19 protein-coding genes are annotated in these 20,636 nt (G+C 68.1%); 4 read left to right on the top strand and 15 right to left on the bottom strand.

Annotation, left to right across the window (positions count from 1 at the left end; genetic code table 11):
• Positions 1-25 precede the first annotated feature (25 nt).
• The 5 genes from proC to ACFWF1_RS18325 all read right to left on the bottom strand — a co-directional run bounded on the left by proC (position 26) and on the right by ACFWF1_RS18325 (position 5,503).
• Positions 26-886, bottom strand: a complete 861-nt coding sequence (gene proC / locus ACFWF1_RS18345) for a pyrroline-5-carboxylate reductase (RefSeq protein ID WP_379291187.1) — start codon at positions 884-886, stop codon at positions 26-28.
• Between the two features lie 22 nt (positions 887-908).
• Positions 909-1,790 (bottom strand): thioesterase family protein, encoded by an 882-nt coding sequence (locus ACFWF1_RS18340; RefSeq protein ID WP_379291189.1) that lies wholly within the window; start codon positions 1,788-1,790, stop codon positions 909-911.
• Positions 1,791-1,951: 161 nt separating this feature from the next.
• On the bottom strand, positions 1,952-2,836 hold the full coding sequence (locus ACFWF1_RS18335) for a sugar phosphate isomerase/epimerase family protein (protein ID WP_379291191.1): 885 nt from the start codon (positions 2,834-2,836) through the stop codon (positions 1,952-1,954).
• 14 nt (positions 2,837-2,850) lie between these two features.
• Positions 2,851-4,404 carry a hypothetical protein gene (locus tag ACFWF1_RS18330; RefSeq protein WP_379291193.1) on the bottom strand — a complete coding sequence of 518 codons (1,554 nt, stop codon included), beginning with the start codon at positions 4,402-4,404 and terminating at the stop codon, positions 2,851-2,853.
• A 64-nt stretch (positions 4,405-4,468) separates the two neighbouring features.
• Positions 4,469-5,503 carry a hypothetical protein gene (locus tag ACFWF1_RS18325; RefSeq protein ID WP_379291195.1) on the bottom strand — a complete coding sequence of 345 codons (1,035 nt, stop codon included), beginning with the start codon at positions 5,501-5,503 and terminating at the stop codon, positions 4,469-4,471.
• Between the two features lie 143 nt (positions 5,504-5,646).
• Between ACFWF1_RS18325 and ACFWF1_RS18320 the strand changes: the two genes are divergently transcribed.
• On the top strand, positions 5,647-6,444 hold the full coding sequence (locus ACFWF1_RS18320; protein WP_379291254.1) for a hypothetical protein: 798 nt from the start codon (positions 5,647-5,649) through the stop codon (positions 6,442-6,444).
• Positions 6,445-6,523: 79 nt separating this feature from the next.
• Positions 6,524-6,856 carry a hypothetical protein gene (locus tag ACFWF1_RS18315; protein ID WP_379291196.1) on the top strand — a complete coding sequence of 111 codons (333 nt, stop codon included), beginning with the start codon at positions 6,524-6,526 and terminating at the stop codon, positions 6,854-6,856.
• 139 nt (positions 6,857-6,995) lie between these two features.
• Here ACFWF1_RS18315 and ACFWF1_RS18310 read toward each other — a convergent pair whose 3' ends face one another.
• The 3 genes from ACFWF1_RS18310 to ACFWF1_RS18300 form a co-directional block, all read right to left on the bottom strand.
• Positions 6,996-7,685: a response regulator transcription factor gene (locus ACFWF1_RS18310; RefSeq protein ID WP_069160635.1), complete on the bottom strand. Its 690-nt coding sequence runs from the start codon at positions 7,683-7,685 to the stop codon at positions 6,996-6,998.
• A complete protein-coding gene (locus ACFWF1_RS18305; protein ID WP_135233643.1) occupies positions 7,682-8,917 on the bottom strand; it encodes a cell wall metabolism sensor histidine kinase WalK in 1,236 nt (411 codons plus the stop codon). Before ACFWF1_RS18305 ends, ACFWF1_RS18310 begins: the two co-directional genes overlap by 4 nt.
• Before the next feature lie 114 nt (positions 8,918-9,031).
• A complete protein-coding gene (locus tag ACFWF1_RS18300; RefSeq protein WP_379291198.1) occupies positions 9,032-9,505 on the bottom strand; it encodes a winged helix-turn-helix transcriptional regulator in 474 nt (157 codons plus the stop codon).
• A 62-nt stretch (positions 9,506-9,567) separates the two neighbouring features.
• Between ACFWF1_RS18300 and ACFWF1_RS18295 the strand changes: the two genes are divergently transcribed.
• Entirely contained in the window at positions 9,568-10,227 is a 660-nt protein-coding gene (locus tag ACFWF1_RS18295) for an NADPH-dependent F420 reductase (protein ID WP_379291200.1), read from the top strand.
• 94 nt (positions 10,228-10,321) lie between these two features.
• Here ACFWF1_RS18295 and ACFWF1_RS18290 read toward each other — a convergent pair whose 3' ends face one another.
• The 7 genes from ACFWF1_RS18290 to ACFWF1_RS18260 form a co-directional block, all read right to left on the bottom strand.
• On the bottom strand, positions 10,322-12,352 hold the full coding sequence (locus tag ACFWF1_RS18290) for a CocE/NonD family hydrolase (protein WP_379291202.1): 2,031 nt from the start codon (positions 12,350-12,352) through the stop codon (positions 10,322-10,324).
• Positions 12,353-12,556: 204 nt separating this feature from the next.
• A complete protein-coding gene (locus ACFWF1_RS18285) occupies positions 12,557-14,614 on the bottom strand; it encodes a CocE/NonD family hydrolase (RefSeq protein WP_379291203.1) in 2,058 nt (685 codons plus the stop codon).
• 511 nt (positions 14,615-15,125) lie between these two features.
• Positions 15,126-15,863, bottom strand: a complete 738-nt coding sequence (locus tag ACFWF1_RS18280) for a phosphoglyceromutase (protein WP_379291205.1) — start codon at positions 15,861-15,863, stop codon at positions 15,126-15,128.
• Positions 15,864-15,915: 52 nt separating this feature from the next.
• A complete protein-coding gene (locus tag ACFWF1_RS18275; protein ID WP_379291207.1) occupies positions 15,916-16,824 on the bottom strand; it encodes an ROK family protein in 909 nt (302 codons plus the stop codon).
• Between the two features lie 10 nt (positions 16,825-16,834).
• Positions 16,835-17,311: a YbjN domain-containing protein gene (locus tag ACFWF1_RS18270; protein ID WP_379291256.1), complete on the bottom strand. Its 477-nt coding sequence runs from the start codon at positions 17,309-17,311 to the stop codon at positions 16,835-16,837.
• Positions 17,312-17,334: 23 nt separating this feature from the next.
• On the bottom strand, positions 17,335-18,756 hold the full coding sequence (mshA, locus tag ACFWF1_RS18265) for a D-inositol-3-phosphate glycosyltransferase (RefSeq protein ID WP_379291209.1): 1,422 nt from the start codon (positions 18,754-18,756) through the stop codon (positions 17,335-17,337).
• A gap of 126 nt (positions 18,757-18,882) precedes the next feature.
• Positions 18,883-19,704 carry an alpha/beta fold hydrolase gene (locus ACFWF1_RS18260; RefSeq protein WP_379291211.1) on the bottom strand — a complete coding sequence of 274 codons (822 nt, stop codon included), beginning with the start codon at positions 19,702-19,704 and terminating at the stop codon, positions 18,883-18,885.
• Positions 19,705-19,777: 73 nt separating this feature from the next.
• Here ACFWF1_RS18260 and ACFWF1_RS18255 point away from each other — a divergent pair, with 73 nt between their 5' ends.
• Positions 19,778-20,512 carry an SDR family NAD(P)-dependent oxidoreductase gene (locus tag ACFWF1_RS18255; protein WP_379291212.1) on the top strand — a complete coding sequence of 245 codons (735 nt, stop codon included), beginning with the start codon at positions 19,778-19,780 and terminating at the stop codon, positions 20,510-20,512.
• Positions 20,513-20,636: the final 124 nt, after the last annotated feature.

Raw genomic sequence — 20,636 nt, 5'->3', positions numbered from 1 at the left:
CGCCGAATGCCGGTGACCGCGGTGGTCACATCGCGCTGCCGGCTCCGGAGCCGTCGCTGATGCCGCCCTGCTCGGCGGAGCGTTGCTTCGCGGCATGCAAGGCCTCAAGGAAGGCCGAGCGGACCCCGCCGCGCTCGAGCTCACGCACCGCGGCGGCCGTGGTGCCCGCCGGCGAGGTGACCGCGGCGCGCAGTTCCACCGCGCTCTGATCGGACTCGACGAGCAGGGCCGCCGAGCCGACCATGGTCTGCACCACCAGCTCGGTGGCCACCTCGCGGGTCAGCCCGAGGCCGACGCCCGCGTCCACCATGGCCTCGACGATCAGGAAGAAGTAGGCGGGCCCGGAGCCGGAGACCGCGGTGACCGCGTCCATCTGCGCCTCCGCGACGGTCACCACCTTGCCGACCGCGCCGAGCACCTCGGTCACCAGCTCCAACTGCGGCGGACGCGCGTGCCTGCCCGGCGCGAGCACGCTCATGCCCTGGCCGACCAGCATCGGGGTATTCGGCATCACCCGCACCACCGGGAAACCGGCGGGCAGTTTCGCCTCCAGCCGCGCGGTCGGCACGCCCGCGGCCAGCGAAACCAGGATCTGGTCGCGATCGTTGCCGACGCTCGCGTTGTCGCTGAGCGCGGCCTTGCCGAGCGCGGTCATCACCGCGTCGACGTCGGCGGGCTTGACCGCGACCACCAGCAGATCCGCGCCGACCGCGGCATCGGCCACCGAATCGGTGACCCGCACGCCGAACCGCTCGGCCAGCTGCGCGCCCCGCTCCGGAAAGTTTTCGACGACAACCAGGTCCTTCGCCAGCCGCCCGGACTCGAGCAAGCCCGCGATCAACGCCTCCCCGATGCGTCCGCCACCGATAACCGCAATTCTCGTCATGGGGGAAAAGCCTAGACGGCGGTCATCCCTGCGGAATCAGCGCCAGCTGGCGGCTCTGCGCGACGACCGCGCCGGTGGAATCGAGGATGAGCTGGTCCTCGTCGAACAGGCGGGCGCCGACCTCGTGTGTGGTCGCGATGATGCGCAGCCAGCCGGGAGCGGGCTTGCGGCGCAGGAAGGTGGTCATCTGGACGGTGGGCGACCAGCCGAAATGGCCCAGGTTGTACGGCACCGGCGGGCTCATGTCCGCGCTCATCATCGCGAAGAACATGGCGACCTCCGGGTCCTGCCGGTCGGCGGGGCGCGGCCGCATCCACAGGCGCAGGCGTGGCTCGGCGGTTTCGCCGTCGAGGAAGCGGGCCCACTCCCGATCGAGGTAGAGCTCGGCGGACTGGCCGACGTGCACGACCCGGCCCATCGGCGAGCCCGGCTCATAACCGACCGCGTCGGCGGGTGGTTCGACGGGCATGTCGTCGTGCTCGCGCGCGAAACGCGGCGCGGCGTCGTCGAGGTGGCCGAAGGTCAGCGCGGTGCGCACCAGGGTGCGGCCGTGCTGGATCAGGTTCGCGTCGGCCAGGCAGATCTGGCGGCCGATCTTGCGGATGTGCACCTCGTATTCGACGTCGCCGGGATCGGGCGCGCCGAGGAAGTCGGAGCTCGCGGCGATCGGCGCCATGTCGACCAGGGCCGGGTCGGCGGCGCGCAGCCACTTCAGACCGGCCGCGGCGCTGGCCGCGACCATGGTGCCGCCGTGCACCTTCGTGCCGATCGTCCAGGACTTGCCGATATGGCCGAGGTAGCGACCGGTGTCGGGGGTGGTCGCGGGCAGCTCGGTCAACGCGAGCACCCGGCTGAACGGTGCCTCGGTCTCGCTCAGCTGTCCTAGATCCAGCTCCGTCGTCATCGTCACTCCTGTCGTCCACCGGCCGCGTCGGCGATCAGGGTTGCTGGTACGCGGCGTTCGTACAGCGTAGAACGAGGCCGTTGACCAGGCACATTCCCACCGTTCGGGCAGGCGCGAGATACATCACACCTGCGCGAGGGCCCGGCGCGGCGAAGTAGCCGTCAGGCGTGGTTGGCCGGGGTCGGCGCGGGCGCGGTCTGGCCGTTCAGGTGCAGCCGGGCGAACGCGAGGGTGCGGTGCAGCATGGCCGCGCGGTCCAGGGTGGTCCGGGCATTCTGAGTGTTGATCTCGGCGACGGCCTGACCGGCAAAACCGTTGCGGACCAAGGTCTCACATACCTCGACACACGGCTGGGTGCCCTCACCGGGGACGAGATGCTCGTCGTGCGCGGCACCGCGGCCGTCGGCCAGGTGCAGATGGGCCAGGCCCTGCCCCATCCGGGCGGCCAGCGCCAACGGGTCCGCGCCCGCGGTCGCGGTATGCGACAGATCGAGGGTGTAATGCTCGAAACCGGTGTCGGTCGGGTCGTAGGACGGGCTGAACGCGGTGAGCCCGATGCCCGGCCCGCCGCGGCGCTCGAGCCGTTTCACCGCGCGTTCGCCGCGACCGAACAGGGTGTCGGCGCGCATCGGGAACATGTTCTCCACCGCGACGACGACCGGGCTGTGCTCCTCGAGCTCGGCGACCTGGTCGGCGAAGTTCTCGGCATAGCGGCGCTGCCAGCGGAACGGCGGATGCACCACCACCGTTCGCGCGCCGAGCGCCTCGGCGGTGCGCACGCTGCGCTCCAGCTTGGCGGCCGGATCCGCGCCCCACACCCGCTGCGAGATCAGCAGGCACGGCGCGTGGATCGCGATCACCGGCACGTCGTACTTGCGGGCGTAGCCCTGCACGGTGGCGATGCTCTGGCTGGCCGGCTCGGCCCAGACCATCAATTCGATGCCGTCGTAACCGAGTTCGGCCGCATACCGGAACGCCGCCTCGGTGTTCTGCGGATACACCGACGCCGTGGAGAGTCCGACGAGGATCTGTCCGTTTTTCCCCACTGCCGCTCCCTGCCTCAGTTCGTGCTGAGAAGAAAGGCTAGCGGTCCGAGCGTGACGAAGACGCCAACGACGACCGCGATCACTGTGCTGAGTACGTCGTCGGTCCGGCGCAGAATCCGCACCAGCGCGACCAGGCCGAGAATCACGATCATCGCCAGGGCCAGCGCCACCCAGGGGAGCATCTCCCACATGCGCTCGAAACCCTTGAACAGCAACATGCCCGCGACGGCCGCGCCGGTGCTCTGACCGCCGAGGATCATCCACTGGCGGCGGTTGGCGTCGTACTCGGCCTTCTTGGCCGCCCGGGCCGAGCGGCGCGGCGATACCGTGCGGTCGGACTGCTCGTCCTCGTCGAAGTCGTCGAGCTGGTCGTGCTCGTCGTCGAGGTCGACGGGCTCGAAGAAATCGGTCTTGCCGTCGTACATCTCCAGCTCGTCGACCGCGCCGCGGCCCGAATCACGTTTCCCGCGACCGCGTTTGCCCCGGCCGCCCGCCGCGCGTTCGGCATCGGCGCGTTCCGCCCGCTCGACACCGTCCCGGAGCAGATCGCCCGCCACCGTCTGGCCGGAGACGAGCTGCTGGTCCTGACTGGCCAGCGACCATGCGGCGGTGGAGATGCCCTCGGCTTCGGGGGGCGGATCGTTGCGTTGTGGCGCATCGGGTTTGCGTCTTCGCGCCGACCAGGCGGGCAGGCCACCTTCGGCGGCGCCGTTGCGCTGCGGGGATCTCGGCGGTGGTTCGGGCGTCGGCGCCCAGGGCGCCGTGGCTCTGGATTCCGGTAGCGGCGCCGGTTCGTCGTAGTCCGCGGCGGACGGCGACCAGGCCGCGGTCGACGGCGCGATCTCGTCCGCTTCGGCCTCGGCCGCGCGCCGCCGGGCGGCGCGGCCGCCGGTGGCGCCGTTGCGGTCGGGCGGCACGGCGCCCGCTCCCCCGCGCCCGCCCGGCTCGCGCAGTGGGCGTACCTCGGTGGTGGCGTCGTCGTGCTCGTCGTGCCTGCGGCGTCGTCCGGAACGCGGGGCCTCGTCGGGCACCGGGTCGTTGGCGTACGGATTGGGCGACGGGGCATAGGGATTCGGCGACGGCGCATACGGGTTCGGTGATGGGGCGTACAGGTCGGCGACCGGAGTGCGCGCGGATAGCGGGTCGGCGGGCGGGCTGTACCGCGAGTCCGGCATCTCCCGGCCGGGCATCACCCGGTTCGATCGGCCGGGCAGCGGATCGGCCTGCGGCTCGGGCTGGGCGTACGCGGCGAGCGGGTCGTACATCGAGATCGGGCCGGACATCGGCGAGTACACCGCGGGGTCCGGCGCGGGTGGCGCGTATGAGACAGGTTCCGGTGCGGGCGGTTCGTAGGCCGGTGGTTCGTAGACCGGCTCGTCGGCCACCGCGTCGGGTGCGGCGTGCGAGGACTGACCGCTGCCGATGGCGGGCATGTCGCCGGTCAGCTCGGCCACCGAGATCCCGCGACCGCCGCGGCGGCGTCGGCCACCGCCCGCGGCGGACGCGCCCTGCTGGCCGTTGCGGGCCAGCAGCTCGGCGACCGACAGCTGTTTGGAGTCGTCGCTCATAACCGCACCTCACCGGCGCTGTGTTCCGTCACGCGCGAAACCCGCGGTGACACGATTCGCTCACTCATGACGACACCGTTCCTATCGGCCCCGGTAGCGCGGCCGCGTCGCCGGGCGCCTGGCGGCCACTGCTGGCCGCCGGGCCCGGTAAGCGTGTCGCTCGGGGTCCGCCATTCATGTCGGTATCCAGTTTGCGCAGGATCAGTCCTTCTCGCAGCGCCCACGGACAAATCTCCAGGGATTCCAGCGATAGTGCCCGCATACTCGCCTCCGCGACCAATGCGCCAGCCACCAATTGCTGTGACCGATCGGAACTTACGCCTTCTAATTCTGCACGGTCGGCCGCCGTCATCCGCGAGATGAACGCAATCAGTTGGCGCAGACCTGAGCTGGTGAGTGTACGACGCACCCGAGGGCCCGCCGCCGAGGGTGCCGCTCCGGTCAGCCTGGCCAGCGAGCGGAAGGTCTTCGACGTCCCGACGGCCAGATCCGGTTTACCGGTGTCGAGCAGCTGTTTCGCGGGCAGCGCGAGCTCCGCGTCGAGCCAGTCGCGCAGCACGTTGACGCGGCGCTTGCCCGGCGGATCCTCCTTCAGCCACTCCCTGGTCAACCGTCCGGCACCGAGTTGCAGCGACAGCGCCAGATCGGGTTCCTCGTCGCCGCCGTTGGTCATTTCCAGCGAACCGCCGCCGATGTCGAGATTGAGGATGCGGCCCGCGCTCCAGCCGAACCAGCGGCGCACCGCGAGGAAGGTCAGCCGGGCCTCGTCGACCCCGGACAGCACCTGCAGCGCAACGCCGGTCTGCGCGCGAACACGCGCGAGCACGTCCTCGGAGTTGGTCGCCTCGCGCAGCGCGGAGGTGGCGAACGGCATCAGCTCGACGCACTTGGAAGTCTCGGCGATGCTGGCGAATTCGGCGACGGTGGCGATCAGCCGCTGCGCGCCCGCCTCGGTGATCCTGCCCTCGTCATCGATGTTTTCCGACAGCCGTAAAGTGGCCTTGGTCGAGCTCATCGGCATGGGGTGACCACCCCGATGCGCGTCCACCACCAGCAGGTGGACGGTATTGCTTCCGACATCGAGTACCCCAAGCCGCACATGAACACGGTACTGGGTGATCCGGTCCTATAGGTTAAGCGACCGAACTGTTAGCGTTCCGAGGTGTGACGGTAGGCGCATCAACCAGCGGCCAGACCCGGCCCCGACCAGCGGGGAAGATCGATCCGAGTCCCGAGGTCGATATGGATTTCCCCCGCGAATGGATCGAGTTCGTCGATCCAGCAAACGACGAGCATCTAATCGTCGCCGATCTGACCTGGCTACTGTCGAGCTGGACGTGCGTCTTCGGCACTCCGGCATGCCAGGGCATCATCGCCGAACGACCCGACGACGGCTGCTGCTCGCACGGCGCTTTCCTCTCCGACAAGGACGATCGCAAGCGGCTACAGAACGCTGTGAAAATGCTCACACCCGAGGACTGGCAGCTCATGGGTGAGGCGCAGGACGCGGCGGGCAAGGTGACCAAGAAGGGCTACCTCGAGCTCGACGAGCTGGAGGACGAACCCGCGCTGCGCACCCGCCGCTTCGACGGCGCCTGCATCTTCCTGAACCGGCCCGGCTTCGCGGGCGGCGTCGGCTGTTCGCTGCACAGCATGGCGCTGCGGCGCGGCATCGAGCCCCTAGAGGTGAAGCCGGATGTGTGCTGGCAGTTGCCGATTCGGCGCACCCAGGAGTGGGTGGACCGACCGGACGGCGTGCAGATCCTGCGCACCACGGTCACCGAATACGACCGCCGGGGTTGGGGTCCCGGCGGCGAGGACCTGGACTGGTACTGCTCCGGCTCGCCGGACGCCCACGTCGGCACCCGGCCGGTCTGGCAGTCCTACGGCCCGGAGCTGAAGGAACTGCTCGGCGCACCCGCGTACGAGGAACTCGCCAGGCACTGCAAGCGGCGACAAGGGCTCGGGCTCATCGCGATTCACCCCGCGACGGTGCACGCGGAGCGGATGCGCGACAGCGCCGATCACGCCAGCGCATGAGGCCCTCGGAATGCGTGCTTGCACCTCGTTCACCTCGAAGGCATGCGATCTTCACCTATTTGCGGTTTGATGTGCGGTCATGTCCAAGAAAGTTTTGACCATGGCCGCCGTCGCGCTCGGCGCCGCGCTCTGTCTCCCCGCGATCGCCCATGCCGAGCCGAACGGTGATCCGGCCAAGTACTTCGACTTCACCGCAGACTTCTTGCCCGCCAACACCCCCGACGCCGTCGGCGCCGCGGCGGCAGGAAAGAACCTGATCATGAGCCCGTACGGCACCTCGCGCACCATCGCGTGCCGCGGCACCAACGCTGCGGACGTCTACGACTGCATGCAGGAAGACGACCTGGGCTGGATCTCGTTGCGCAAGATCGACGTTCCGGGCGTCGGTCCGACGTGGACCTACCTCCCGTAAGACGCAGACAACTGAGTTACGGCCGAGGGCATCGCAGCGCCCTCGGCCGTTTCTTTTGTACGACAACGGAAGTCAGGTGAGCGGGCAGCACTCGACTACCGACCAGGTCGGTAGTCGATGACGCGTGGAGAGCTCTAGCTCACGCTTCCAGCTTGTAGCCGAGTCCGCGGACCGTGACGAGATGTTCCGGCTTGGCCGGGTCCGCCTCGATCTTCGAGCGCAGCCGCTTCACGTGCACGTCAAGGGTTTTCGTGTCGCCGACGTAGTCGGCGCCCCAGACGCGATCGATCAGCTGGCCGCGGGTGAGGACCCGGCCGGAGTTGCGCAGCAGGTATTCGAGCAGGTCGAATTCCTTGAGCGGCAACGTCACCGGCTTGCCGTTCACCAGCACGGTGTGCCGGTCCACGTCCATCCGGACGGGGCCCGCTTCCAGCACGCCACTCTCGTTTGTGCCGTCCAACTCGTCGCCCGCGCCGCGGCGCAGCACGGCCCGGATGCGCGCGATCAGCTCGCGCGCCGAGTATGGCTTCGTCACGTAGTCGTCGGCGCCGAGCTCCAGCCCGACCACCTTGTCGATCTCGCTGTCCCTTGCCGTCACCATGATCACCGGCACGCCGCTGCGGGTGCGCAACTGCTTGCACACGTCCGTGCCGCTCATGCCCGGCAGCATGAGATCGAGCAGCACGATGTCCGCACCGGACCGATCGAACTCGGCGAGCGCGGATGGCCCGTCACCGACAACGGTGACTTCGAAACCCTCCTTGCGCAGCAGGAACGCGAGCGGATCGGCCAGCGACTCCTCATCCTCGACGATCAACACACTCGTCATCTGCGTGCCTCCACACCATTGGGTCGGCCCGGCCCCGAGGGGCGCGGGCTTGTTTCTCTCATGCTCACCGTCGGGCCTGCGGAATCCTCTTCTCCGTCGGCCTCGTGGTGGGCAGGTATTCGCAGGGTGAACGTCGAACCGGTGCCCAACTTGCTCCACAGGGTGATCTCACCGTTGTGGTTGGCTGCCACGTGCTTGACGATAGCCAGGCCGAGGCCGGTACCGCCGGTGGCGCGCGAGCGGGCCTTGTCCGATCGGAAGAAGCGTTCGAACACCCGCTCTTGGTCTTCTTTCGCGATGCCGATGCCTCGATCGGTCACGGCCATCGCGACATGGTCGCCACGTAATGACCGGCTGACCGACACATGGGAGCCGGCCGGTGAGTACGCTATCGCGTTCTCCACCAGATTTGATAGGGCTGTGACCAGCAACGTTTCGTCGCCGAGCACTTCGAGCCCGCTTGGCCGGTCGGTACTGACGGTGATTCCGGCGGCCTCGGCGGCGGTGCGCGAACGGTCCACCGCCTGCATGACGACGGTGTCTACGTCGACCACCTCGAGCTCGGGCAGCTTCTCCGCGCCCTGCAACCGGGACAGCGCAATGAGTTCGGTCACCATTTTGCCGAGCCGCCGGGATTCGCCGAGGACGCGCTGTCCGAAATGCCGGACTGCCTCGGGATCTTCGGCGGATTCGAGCATCGCCTCGGCCAGCAGGCTCATCGCGCCGACCGGGGTTTTGAGCTCGTGGCTGACGTTGGCGACGAAGTCGCGCCGGGTGGCCTCCATCCGGGCCTGCTCGGAATCGTCGTCGGCGAAGAGCACGGTGAAGTTGGTGTCTTCGCGCGATAGCTGGCGGGCCACCCCGCGCACCGCGATCCGGCCGCGGCCGGGCACCGGGTTCTTCGCGGTGAGGTCGAACTCGGCGGACTCGCCGGTGGCCAGCACCTTCTCCACCGCGGCCCAGGCGCGCTCGTCGAGCAGCCGGTTGCGGACCAGGCCGAGTTCCTCGGCGCGCGGGTTGACCAGCACCACGTCGCGGTATTCGTCGACCACCGCGATGCCGCTCTCGGAGGCGAGCACGATCAGGTCGAGCACCTGCGACATGGTCAGGCCGGAATCAGCCTGCCTGCGGGCCTGCTGCCTGGCGTTCATATAGGGGATAAGTAGCCCGCCGACTGCCAGACCTACGACAGCCGCAAGGACTGCCAGTAGCACGGCTTGCGGAACACTCACACCTGAATCGTACGGTCGCGTAGGACGTATCCAACTCCGGGTACACGATGTTTCGCGCAGGTCATGGCCACTTCTGGCACTGTTAGCCAGCCGTTTACGCGCTGTTGGGTATGTCTAAGCCGCATCGTTGTGTGTGCTGGTCGAGGCCAGATTTCCGTCGTCTTCGGTGTCGTGGCCCGCCAGGCCCGCGCCCACGGCGCGACCGTGCTTGCCGACCCAGTCGCCGAGCGCATAGATAGGGACGAGCAAATCACGGCCCGCTTCGGTCAGCTCGTATTCGACGCGCGGCGGGGCTTCGGCGTAGCGGTGCCGAGCGATCAGGGTCATCTGTTCCATCCGGCGCAGGGTCTGCGTCAGCATCTTCTGGCTGATGCCGCCGATCGCGGCGCGCAGGTCGCTCGGGCGCATCGGGCCGTCGCGCAACAGATAGACGACGACCGGTAGCCAGGAGTTTCCGAAGACGTCGACGCCGATCCGGGCGGGACAGTCGGATTCGAAAGCGCCGTAGGGCGCGAACTCGACCTGTTCGGCGGTGCTCGGCTCGGGCACGGCGGTCATGTCGTCCAGCATGCCAGCGTCGTTGCGCACCCGCAGGTGCCTATCGATCTTCCTAGCGTTTGTACCGAAGACCTTTCGAGCTAGGAGTCGATATGCGAATCGGAATCATCGGGGCGGGCGCGATGGCGCGGGCACTGGGCGGCGGGTGGGTCGCGGCGGGGCACGAGGTCCTCGTCGGGGCCAGATCGGCCACCGCGGCAGGTGCATTAGCGGCGGTGATCGGGGCCAGGTCCGGAAGTGTCCGGGACGCCGCCGGTTTCGGTGACGTGGTGTTGCTCGCGCTACCGGTGGGTGCCCTCGAGGAGGTGTTGCGGACAACCGGCGGGTTACTCGCCGGGCGGGCGGTGATCGACTGCACCAACGCCTTTGCGCCGGATGACGCGGCGCCCGCAGGCGCGACGGCGTTCGTGCTCTCGGAAGACGCTGTCGCCGAACGCATTGCGGCGGGGGCGCCAGGAGCTCACGTGGTGAAGGCGTTCAACGTGTGCGCTGCCGAGGTGTGGGAGTCGCACACTCGCGTATTCGAGGGACGCAGGCTGGCGGTGCCGCTGTGTGGTGACGACTCGGATGCGCTCCGACAGGTGGCCACACTGGTGGAGGACCTGAAGCTGCAACCGCTTTCCGCTGGCGGGCTGCACCGGGCGAAGTATCTGGAGGCGGTGTCGGTGTTCACCGTCGGGCTGTGGTTCGCCGGACAGGACGCGCGCGCCGTCTTCCCGCCGTTGGCGGCGGCGTTCGCCGTCGCCGACTGACGATGAAAACCGGCCTGAGCATGCACTATTCGCTCATACCCCGCGAGTTCTAGCTTTGATGCGCGATAAGTGCACGCTCAGACCGGGTTACGGTTTACCAGCCCGGGTTCCCGCGTAGCGGGATATTCACGAAACTTGGCTGGTTCTGGTCGAGCAGCAGGTGCTGCGGACGCAGCCCGCTGTCGACGAGCAGCGGCATCGGCGGCAGGCCTCGCGGGAAGTTGCCTGCGTAGACGTCTACGCGCAGCCGGTGTCCCGGTTGCAGCACCGCTTCGATCCCCGGCACCGAAATGTCCAGCGCCGTCGGCTGTCCCGGCACGATGGGCTGCCTGGTGTCCAGCGACAGGTCCGGCACCGGTTCGGTGTAATCACCGTTCGGCAGGCGGGTGCTCCGGCCCTCGTCGATGGCGCGCAGCGAGGAGACCAGCTGGCCGGAGGACAGCACCGACGACTGTCCGTCGGGGGCAACGTCATTCACCGTGACGGTCCAGTAGCCGTCGGTCGCGTCGTGCATCGTGTTGAGCCGCACCGCGATCGGGCCGGAAATGCTGGTCGGCTCGGCGACCGGTGCGCTGGTGAAGGTGAGCCCGCCGAGTTCCTGGATCCGTGCGTCCTTGCTGCAGCCGTCGATGATCGACGTCGCGCCCGCCGATTCCTGCGCCATGTCCCGCGAGCACACCCCGGTCAGGCCGGGCGCGACGGTGAGCTGGTCGAGGGCCGGGCTGGGCGCGCCGAACAGCGAACCGTCGTGCACGCTGGTCGCGGTCCCGCTGGGCGCCGCGGACAGATACATCCGCCGGTAGTCGACGCCGGGCTGCGGGAACGACGGCGAGGTGATCCAGCCGCCGCCCTGCTGGCGCACCGTCACCGGACCGTACTCATCGATGCCGTTGTCGATTCCCTTGAGCCACTTGTCGAACCAGGCGCGCTGCAGCACGTCCATCCGCGGCGGCAGGCCGGGGCGGCCGGACTCGTTGCCGTTGCTGATGTGGTAACCGTCGCCGACGAAGAGCTGTTTCTGGCCGGGCGGCAACGGAATCTGCCGATACACGTCGGCCTGCGAGTTGACGAACACGTCGTGCCAGCCGCCGGTCACGAAGGTGGGCACGGTGATTCGGCTCGGATCGGTCTCCCACGACTGCCGGAACGGGCTGTCCGCCTGCAGCAGCGACTGCACCTTCGGATCGAGCTGGTCGATCTCCGGCGTGACCAGAACATTCAGCAGCGCGTCGACGAAGGTGAACGGATCGGCCAGCCGATCCTTCAGCCACTGCAGGTCGAACTGACCGCGAGCCGCCGACGCGAGGTCCGGCAGCAGCTTGGCGCCGTTGACCGCGAGCAACCAGGCGGGCATGAAGGTGACGCCGATCGCGCCGCCCGGTGCGACCAAGTCGCGGAACGGATTTCGGCTGGGCACCACCGGGAAGATCGCCTTCAGCGCGGGCGGGTTCTTCGCGGCGACCTGTAGTTGATTCAGGCCCGAATAGGAGACGCCGTTCATCCCGATGTTCCCGGTGGACCACGGCTGGTGCGCAGTCCAGTCGATCACCTCGACCGTGTCCTGCTGTTCCCGATAACGCAGCAGATCCCAATCACCTTGGGAGAAGCCGGTTCCCCGGACATCGACGACGACCTGGGTGTACCCGCTCTTGATCAGCTGACGATCCACGGTGAAGTTGCGCAGCAGGCCACCGCCGAGCGCCTTGGTCAGATCGGTGATGCCGGAGAACGGGGTGCCCGACAGGTCCACGTCGCGCGCCACCTGCATCACCGCGTCGGACAGCCACGGGATCGAGATCATGCTGTCGGCGATCATCGAGCCCAATTTGGTGTAGGGCGTCATATTGACGATGGTCGGCGTCGGGGTCGAAATCGGCTGTCCCGCAGCATCGGCCGGGTGATAGACGTTCCCCTTGAGCACGGTGCCGTCGCTCATGGTGATCGGCACGTCCCATTCGATGAAGACGTTCGGATATTGCTGCGGGCCGTCCTCGGCGGCGGCCCATGCGGCACCGGTCGCGCCGCCGTCCGGGCCGACCGGCGTCGCGGCGGCCGAGGGTGAAAGGAAGGGGGACAAGGCCACCGCCGCGACGAGCAACGCCGCGGTTCGGAGCGCATACCTCATTGGATCCACTCTCTTCGGGAACAGATGCTCTCTAACCGTAGGAAGGGAACCAGAAACTGTCTCAGATTGATGGCAGAACAGCGAAAAATCGTGCAGGTTCACAAACATCCAGGTGCGGAACTGAGACAACGCCAGAAACGCGAAAGGGCGCCTTCGCTCGGATCTCTCGAAACGAAGGCGCCCACTCGGGTATTCAGGCTGAAATCACCAACCGGGATTACCGCGCACCGGCACGTTCACGAAGCTCGGCCGGTCCGGATCCAGTTGCACGTGCTGCGGTTTCAGCCCGGTATCGAGCAGCATCGGCAGAATCGGCAGGCCCTTCGGGAAGTTGCCCGCGTAGACGTCGACGCGCAGGCGATGCCCCGGCTGCAGGATCGCCTCGGTGGCAGGCAGGGCGATGTCCAGGGTCGTCGCCTCCCCCGGCACCGTCGGCTGCCGGTGCTCGAGCGAGGTGAACGCCCGCGGATCGGTGTAGTCGCCATTGGCGGACCTGCTGCTGTTGGCCTCGTCGACCTCGCGCAGCGACGCCATCACCTGCCCGGAGGACAGCACGGTGGACTGCCCGTCCGGCGCGACGTCGTTGACCGTGGTCACCCAGTAGCCGTCCGCCGCGTCCTGAACTGTGTTGAGCCGCACCGCGATCCGGCCGGAGACGGTGGTCGGCTCGGTGACCGGGTTACTGGTGAAGGTCAGCCCGTTCGACTCCTCGATCCGCGAGTCCTTCGCGCAGCCGTCGATGATCGACAGGATGCCCGCGCTGCCCTGTGCCGCGTCGTTGGAGCACAGGCTGGTCAGGCCGGGCGCGACGGTGAGCCGCGCGGTGTCGCCGTTGGCGGCCGCGGTCAACGATCCGTCGTACACACTGTTCGCGGTGCCACTGCGGTTGGCGGACAGGTACATTCGCCGATGCGCCGGCTCCTGTGCGCCGGAGTTCTCGGTCGGCTCGGCGAACGAGTCGGTGGTGATCCAGCCACCGCCCTGCTGGCGCAACGTGATCGGGCCGTACTGATCGATGCCGTTGTCGATGCCCTTGAGCCACTTGTCGAACCACGCGCGCTGCAGCACGTCGAGCCGCGGCGGCAGGCCGGGCTTGGCGTACTCGTTGCCGGAATTGACGTGGTAGGTGTTGCCCATCAGCAGCTGCTTCTTACCGGCGGGCAGCGGAATCTCGTTGTAGATCTTCGATTCCGAGTAGGTGAACAGGTCGTGCCAGCCGCCGGTCACGAAAGTCGGCACCTGGATCTTGGACGGATCGCTCAGCCAGCCCGCGCGCGGCGTCGAGCTGCCGGTGAGCAGTTCCTTGGCACGCGGGTCCAGGTCATCGATGCGGGCGGTGGTGTAGACGTTGAGTAGCACGTCCATGAACGTCAACGGATCTCGCACCCGATCGGCCAGCCACTGGGTGTCGAACTGCCCGTTCAGCACCGACGCCAGGTCGGGCACCAGCTTGAGCCCGTTGATCGCGGTCAGCCAGAGCGGGATGAAGTTGAAGCCGAAGCCGCCGCCGGGCGCGAGCACGTCGTTCATCAGGTCGCTGCCCGGCACCACGGGGAAGATCGCCTGCAGCGCGGCCGGATGCTTCTCGGCGGCCTGCACCTGGTTGATGCCGGAGTAGGAGATGCCGTTCATGCCGATGCGGCCGTTGGACCACGGCTGCGCGGCGGCCCAGTCGATCACCTCGACGGTGTCCTGCTGCTCGCGCTGGCGCAGCATGTCCCAGACGCCCTGGGAGAAGCCGGTGCCGCGCACGTCGACGACCACCTGCGAGTAGCCGCTCTTGATGAGCTGGCGGTCCACGGTGAAGTTGCGTAGCTCGCCGCCGGCGAAACCCTTGGTCAGGTCGGTGACGCCGGACAGCGGGGTGCCGCTCATGTCGATCTGGCGGAGCAGGCCGAACAGGGCGTCGGACAGGCCGGGGATGGCCTGCGCGTGATCGGCCAGGTTCGACACCAGCTTGGTGTACGGCGTGAGGTTGACGACCGTCGGCGTCGGCGTATCGATCGGCCTGCCGGAGGCGTCCGCGGGGCGATAGACGTTGCCCTTCAAGACAGTTCCGTCACTCATCGTGATGGGGACGTCCCATTGGATGTTGATGTTCGGGTACTGCTGCGGACCATCCTGGGTTGCTTGCCAGGCGGCGCCCGCGGCGCCGCCGTCGGGGCCGGTCGGTGCGGGCGCGGCGGAAGCGCCGCTGGTGAGGAAGGGGACGAGCATCGCGGCGGCAACTGCCGCGACTGTTGCGCGCAACACGTGCTTCATCAGGCGTGATCTACCTCTCTGACTGGTCGAACGACCAAAGTGTACATACCTACTTGTCGGTAATGACAAGGGGTAACACGTACTGAATTCGAATAGAGGTTCACATACAGCAACCTGAGCGATGATGCCACACCCAAAGCGCTGGTAACGGGCGTTTCGCCGGGAGGCCATCGCGAGAACCAACGCTTACTGTGCAGTCAGCCGAACGCGCCATCGACCACTGGCACTCAGCCCGCTGTTGTGTCGGAGAACACCTCTGACCAGCACGGATTCCACCCGGGCCAGGAAGCATCAGCAAATGTGCAGCGAGACCGCTCGCGCCGGCCGGGCAACTCGCCGAGCGGCGACCGGCACCTGCGTGACGGCGAATCGCGAGAGGAGGCCGCCGCAATTCGCCGCTCGTCGCAGCCGGGCGGCGCGACCGGGAATGCGGTGTACCCGACGCGGTAGCACTGAAATAGCAACGCGCCGCGCCCAATTCAGGACGCAGCGCGTTGGTGGTCGAGAGGTGTTACTTGCCGCCCTGATTGGCGACAGCGGCGGCGCCCGCGGCGGCCGCTTCCGGATCCAGGTACTCGCGGGGACGAACCGGGCGCAGGTTCTCGTCGAGTTCGTACCGCAGCGGGATGCCGGTCGGAATGTTCAGACCGGCGATGTCCTCATCGGAGATCTGATCGAGGTGCTTGACCAGTGCGCGCAGCGAGTTGCCATGTGCGGCGACCAAAACCGTCTTACCGGTGAGCAGGTCCTTGGAGATGGTGTCCTCCCAGTACGGGACCATCCGCTTGACCACATCGAGCAGGCACTCGGACTTCGGGACCTCGATACCGGCGTAGCGCGGGTCGCCCTCCTGGCTGTATTCGTCGCCCGGGTCGATCGCCGGCGGCGGGGTGTCGTAGCTGCGGCGCCAGAGCATGAACTGGTCGTCGCCGTACTTGTCCCGCACCTGGGCCTTGTTCTTGCCCTGCAGCGCGCCGTAGTGCCGCTCGTTGAGCCGCCAGTCCCGCACCACCGGGATCCAGTGCCGATCGGCCGCGTCCAGCGCGAGGTTGGCGGTGCTGATCGCGCGGCGCAGCAGCGAGGTGTAGACGACGTCGGGCAGGATGCCGTGCTCGGCCAGCAACTCCCCCGCGCGCTTGCCCTCGGCGATGCCCTTGTCGGTCAGGTGCACGTCCACCCAGCCGGTGAACAGGTTGAGGGCATTCCATTCGCTCTCGCCGTGGCGCAGCAGCACGAGGGTGTAGGTCATGCGGGCCATCCTTCCATGTGCCGAAAATCGGGTCGCAGTGTTCCCCGCGAGGTCAGGGCCTCGGGTCGATCTCGGCGGCGGCCCCCGCGGCGAGCGCACCCGCGCCGACGAGGGTGGCGCCGTTGGTGATCTGCGAGAGGACCACGCGCAGATCACGGGTGAAGTCGAGGGCGGCGTGCTTGGCCAGCGCCGCGCGCATCGGATCCCACAGCGGCGCACCGGATTGCGCGAAGCCGCCGCCGATGACGCAGATGTCGACGTCGAGCAGCGCGGCGGCCGAGGCGATCGCCTGACCGAGGGCGGTGCCCGCCCGGTGCAGCGCGGCGAGGGCGATCTCGTCGCCCGCGTGCGCGGCCTCGGACAGCTGCTTGCCGGTCGTACCTTGCCAACCCTGCTGCGTCGCCCACCGCACCGAGGACATGCCGCTGGCGACCGCCTCGACACAGCCGACGCCACCGCACAGGCAGGGCGTATCCCAGCCGGGCACCACGATATGACCGATGTGCCCGGCATTGCCGGTGCGTCCGACGACCACCCGGCCGTCCGCGATGATCCCGCCGCCGATCCCGGACGAGACGGTCATCGCCAACCCGTTCGGGATGCCGCGCAGCGCGCCGACGTGCTGCTCGGCCAACGCCAAGCAGGCGCCGTCGATGGCGAAACTGATTGTCGCCGTGGGGAACAGCTTCTGCACGGCGGCGACGATCTCGAAGCCGGACTTCCATTCGGGGATGTTCAGCGGAGCGGTGACGCCGGTGCGGACATCGACCGGTCCGGCCGAGCCGATGCCGACCGCGGTGATGGGTGCGTCCCCGGCGACCTCGAGCACCAGGGCGCGGCAGGCTTCCCAGACCGCCTCGGGCGGCACGGCGATCTGCCGCACGTCGTGCACCGTCGTGCCGTCGTGCACGAGACCAGCCGCGAACTTCGACGCGCCGATGTCCAGCGCAAGAACTGTCATCGCAGTGAATTTACGGCTTGTCGGCCGCGTCTACCAGGTGTTCGAAGGCGCGCAGGTTCTTCAGCGATTCACCGCGCGAGACCCGCCACTTCCACTCCTTGCGAATGGATTCGGCGAAGCCTAATTCGAGCAGCACGTTGAAATCCGCGTCGACGGCCTCGAGGATCTGACCGAAGAGCCGGTCGAGTTCGTCGGCGGTGACGGCATGCGTGGCGGTCTGGCCGACCAGATAGATGTCGCCGACCCGGTCCAGCGTGTAGGCGACGCCGTAAAGCCTGCGGTTGCGCCGCAGCAGGAATTTGTAGACGCCCTCGAAGTTTTCGTCCGGCTTGCGGCAGACGAACGATTCGATGCGCACGCCGTGCTTGCCGACGGTGAGCATCACCGTGGTCTTGAGCTTGCGCTCTCCGGGCAGGATGACGACGAAGATTTCCTCGCCGGAACGGTCGTACTCGATCTCCCGGTCACGCAAAGTCTCATCGATCAGCTGAGCGGTAGCCTGCACTTCGTTCACCGATGTGCTCCCATCCGACGCCGCCACAGCGCCCGCGACCTGGCCTGACTGGATTCCAGGCTAATGCGTTCACCGGGTACCCGATCACGCACGTCGTCACGCAACGCACCGGTGCTCGCGGCCACCCGGCCCGCACCGATCCCGGCCCGCTCGGCCCGGAAATCTTCGAGTGCGGCGGAGTAGCTGGCGAGCAGTCCGTCGGCGGTGTGCTCCCAGGAGAAGTTGGCGGCGTGCTCGACCGCGCGCCCGCTCATCCGGCGCAGGCGGTCGGGGTCGTCGAGCAGATAGCCGAGGGCGCCCGCCCAATCCGGCGTGCGATGACCGGGGACCAGCAGGCCGGTTTCGCCGTGCCGGACGGCGGTGCCGAGGCCGCCGACGTCGGCGGCGAGCACCGGGGTGCCGCTGGCCTGGGCCTCGATCGCGACCAGTCCGAAGGATTCGTTGTAGCTCGGCACCGCGACCAGATCGGCGGCGCGATAAACCAGCACCAGGCGGTCCGGCGGCTGCGGCGGCAAGAAGGTGACGCGGTCGGCGATGCCGAGCGCGGCGGCCAGCTCGATCAGCGCGTCCGGGCGTTCCAGGCCGGTGCCGGACGGGCCACCGACGATCAGCACGCGCAGCTTGTGCGTGGGATCGGTACGCAGCACCTCGGCCGCGGCACGCACCAGCACGTCCGGCGCCTTCAACGGCTGGATCCGCCCGACGAACGCGACGACCTGTTCGTCGGCGGCCAAACCGAGTGCCGCGCGGGCCGCCGCCTTGTCGCCCGGCTGATACCGGGTCAGGTCCGCGCCCGGCGGGACCACGTCGATGCGTTCGGGCTCCGCGCTGTACAACTCCACGAGCTGGCGGGCCTCGTCGGCGGTGTTGGCGACAAGTCGATCCGCTTCGCCGATGACCTGCTTCTCGCCGATCTCGCGGGTCATCGGCTCCGGACAGTCGCCCTCGGCGAGCGCGGCGTTCTTCACCGCGGCCAGCGTGTGCGCGGTGTGCACCAGCGGCACCCGCCAGCGGTCCCTGGCCAGCCAGCCGACCTGGCCGGACAGCCAGTAGTGCGAGTGCACGAGGTCGTAGTAGCCGGGCAGGTGGCGCGCCTCCTGGCGCAGCACTTCCGCGGTGAACGGGCAGAGCTGGGTGGGCAGGTCGTGCTTGTCGAGTCCCTCGAACGGGCCGGCCACCACGTTGCGGACCAGCACGCCGGGGCCCGCTTCTTGCACGGGCGGCAGATTGGAGGCGGTGGCCCTGGTGAAGATCTCCACCTCGGTGCCGCGACGGGCCAGCTGGAGCGCGGTTTGCAGCACATAGACGTTCATGCCGCCCGCGTCGCCGGTGCCCGGTTGAGCCAGTGGTGAGGTGTGCACCGATAGCACGGCGACACGGTTCGGCCGTAGGTCCGGGCGTTGACTCACACTATCCATAGTGCACGTTGGATTCCCGGCCTCCATACCGTCACGCCCCCAAGTGAGAGCTATCACAGGGGTTCGGTGAAACCGATCACATCCTCGCGGCACGCCGACCTGGGACGACGCCGATGGTCGAGGTATTTACAAGCTATCGGCGAACATGCTGATCTCGCCGACGAAGCGGGCCCGATCCTCGATGAACAGACCGTGCTTGGCGCCCTCCCAAAACGACGCGCGCGCGTCCGGCGCGGCCTCGAAGACGTAGCGGCCGTTGTCGATCGGCACCACCGGGTCGTCGGTGCCGTGCAGCACGAGCACCGGAATGTCCAGTGTGCGAAGGGTTTCCGTGTTGTCGACGGTCCGATAGAACAGCGCCTTGCGGACCGAGGGCGCGGTGGCGAGGCTGGCGCCGAACAGCCGCTGGGCGTCGGCGCCCTTGTCCGCGCCGGGGCCGGTGTTGGCGTTGCCGAAAGCGCCGAACGCGCGCACCGCGCGACCCGCGCTCTCCTCGAAGACACCGGGCATCGCGGCAGCCATGGCGGCCCCGGTGGCCGCGCCGGGGACGTCGCGGCCGATATTCGCTTGCGAACTGGTGAAGACAATGCCTGCGATCGCGCCGGTGCCGTAGGCGGTCAGGTAGTCGCTGAGCACGATGCCGCCGTAGGACCAGCCGAGCAGGATCGCCCCGGTCTCGATGCCCTCCGCCGCCAGCACGGCCGCGACGTCGGCGGCCCAGTTCTTCGGGTCGTCGTAGCCCGCGGCGGGCGCGTCGGAGTAGCCGTGGCCGCGCAGATCGACCGCGAGGACCAGGAAGCGCGCCGCGAGGTCGTCGGCCGCCTTACCCCAGCAGCGCAGATTCGCCGACCACCCGTGCAACAACATCAGCGGACGCGCGTCGGCGGGGCCGCTCACTCGGTAGACGATGTTCGTTCCGTCCGCGCTCATCGCGTCCCGAATAGCCATACCGATCAGGCTAACGGTGATCCCCACAACAGCGCCCCTGCCCGCAAACGGCCTGCACCCTAGGATCGGTTTTATGAGCACTCGTACCGCTGTTGTCACCGGAGCCAGCTCCGGCATCGGGGAGGCCACCGCCCGGGAACTGGCCAAACAGGGCTATCACGTCTACGTCGGCGCCCGCAGGCTCGATCGCCTGCAGCGCGTCGCCGACGAAATCGGCGGCACCGCACTGGAACTCGATGTGACCTCGGACGAATCGGTGCGCGCCTTCGCCGACGCGATCGAGCGCGCCGACATCCTGGTCAACAACGCGGGCGGCGCGAAGGGCCTGGCCTCGGTCGCCGAGGCCGACCTGGACGACTGGCGCTGGATGTGGGAGACCAACGTGCTCGGCACGCTGCGGCTCACAAAAGCGTTGCTGCCCAAGCTGATCGCCTCCGGCGACGGCCTCATCGTCACCATCACCTCGGTCGCCGCGTTCGTCGCCTACGACAACGGCGCCGGCTACACCTCGGCCAAGCACGCGCAGGCCGTGCTGCACCGCACGCTGCGCGGCGAGCTGCTCGGCCAGCCGGTGCGCCTCACCGAAATCGCGCCGGGCGCAGTGGAAACCGAGTTCTCGCTGGTCCGGTTCGACGGTGACGAGGAGCGCGCCGCCAAGGTCTACGAGGGCATCGATCCGTTGGTCGCGCAGGACATCGCGGAGATCATCGGCTTCGTCGCGTCGCGGCCGTCGCATGTGAATCTCGACCAGATCATCGTCAAGCCCCGTGACCAGGCCGACGCGGGACGCTTCGCGCGACGTCCCTAAACTGTCGTCAAGTTGTCCCACCGACACGACAACTTATCTCGCGAGTACATGGGTAACTCGCCGGGAACGTCCAAAATCATCAATCACCAGACCGCCGGTCCGGGAGAAAACTCACCACCCTCCT

Origin of the sequence: Nocardia sp. NPDC060255, assembly GCF_042727395.1 — a bacterium.
In the GTDB taxonomy this organism is placed as follows: Bacteria; Actinomycetota; Actinomycetes; order Mycobacteriales; family Mycobacteriaceae; genus Nocardia.
The sequence above is the reverse complement of the archived record's forward strand: the minus strand, read 5'-3'. Positions and strand labels throughout refer to the sequence as shown.